The sequence below is a fragment of the Actinoplanes sp. NPDC051851 genome, assembly GCF_040681165.1.
Lineage (GTDB): Bacteria > Actinomycetota > Actinomycetes > Mycobacteriales > Micromonosporaceae > Actinoplanes.
In genome coordinates this window covers 1-1,001 of sequence record NZ_JBFAYF010000177.1, presented here as the reverse complement: position 1 = coordinate 1,001, position 1,001 = coordinate 1, and the positions used below count along the sequence as shown (strand labels likewise).

Sequence of the window (1,001 nt, the reverse complement as noted above, 5' to 3'; positions counted from 1 at the left end):
TTTCTTGAAGTTCCTTTTCAGACAACATTACAAATTGTTTTAAATTAAGTTCTTGGGTTTTCATTTTAAAAAACTCCTTTTCATTAACTTTGTAAGCACTTTTATTATATTCCTTTTTCATTCCCTTTTCAAGAATTAAAAATCCCTTATTGCTCCTGTCGGTTCTGTTGCAAAGTTTTCCAAAAAATCTATTTTAGTGTAAAATTGAGAAAAAAGACAGAGAGGACAGAGTAATGAATCATTTTAAAGGCAAACAATTCAAAAAAGACGTCATTATTGTCGCTGTTGGTTACTACCTGCGTTACAATCTAAGCTATCGTGAAGTTCAGGAATTGTTATATGATCGTGGAATAAATGTTTGTCATACTACGATTTATCGTTGGGTGCAAGAGTACAGCAAAGTCCTCTATTATCTTTGGAAGAAGAAAAATAGACAATCCTTCTATTCATGGAAAATGGACGAAACCTATATCAAAATTAAGGGACGTTGGCATTATCTTTATCGTGCAATTGATGCGGACGGCTTAACCTTAGATATCTGGTTACGAAAGAAACGGGATACGCAAGCAGCCTATGCTTTCTTAAAACGACTCCATAAACAGTTTGGTGAGCCGAAAGCAATTGTGACCGATAAAGCACCTTCTCTTGGCTCCGCCTTTAGAAAGTTACAGAGTGTGGGTTTATATCCTAAGACAGAGCACCGAACTGTGAAGTATCTTAACAATTTAATAGAACAAGACCATCGACCTATTAAACGACGGAATAAATTTTATCAAAGTCTCCGTACAGCCTCTTCCACGATTAAGGGCATGGAGACCATTCGAGGAATATATAAAAAGAACCGAAGAAATGGAACGCTCTTCGGCTTTTCGGTGTCTACTGAAATCAAGGTATTAATGGGAATACCAGCCTAAGATATTTGGAGTTCAGAGAGGGCGCGTTTGATTTTCAAACTTCGCAACAGAACCGTTTCTACTCAATGAACTATAAGCAAAAGGCAG

The 1,001-nt window shown here is 36.6% G+C and carries 1 protein-coding gene; it reads left to right on the top strand.

Features of this window, described 5'->3' with window-relative positions; all coding sequences use genetic code 11:
* Positions 1 to 233: 233 nt before the first annotated feature.
* Positions 234 to 914 (top strand): IS6-like element ISS1N family transposase, encoded by a 681-nt coding sequence (locus AB0M08_RS47535; RefSeq protein ID WP_350669396.1) that lies wholly within the window; start codon positions 234 to 236, stop codon positions 912 to 914.
* Positions 915 to 1,001: the final 87 nt, after the last annotated feature.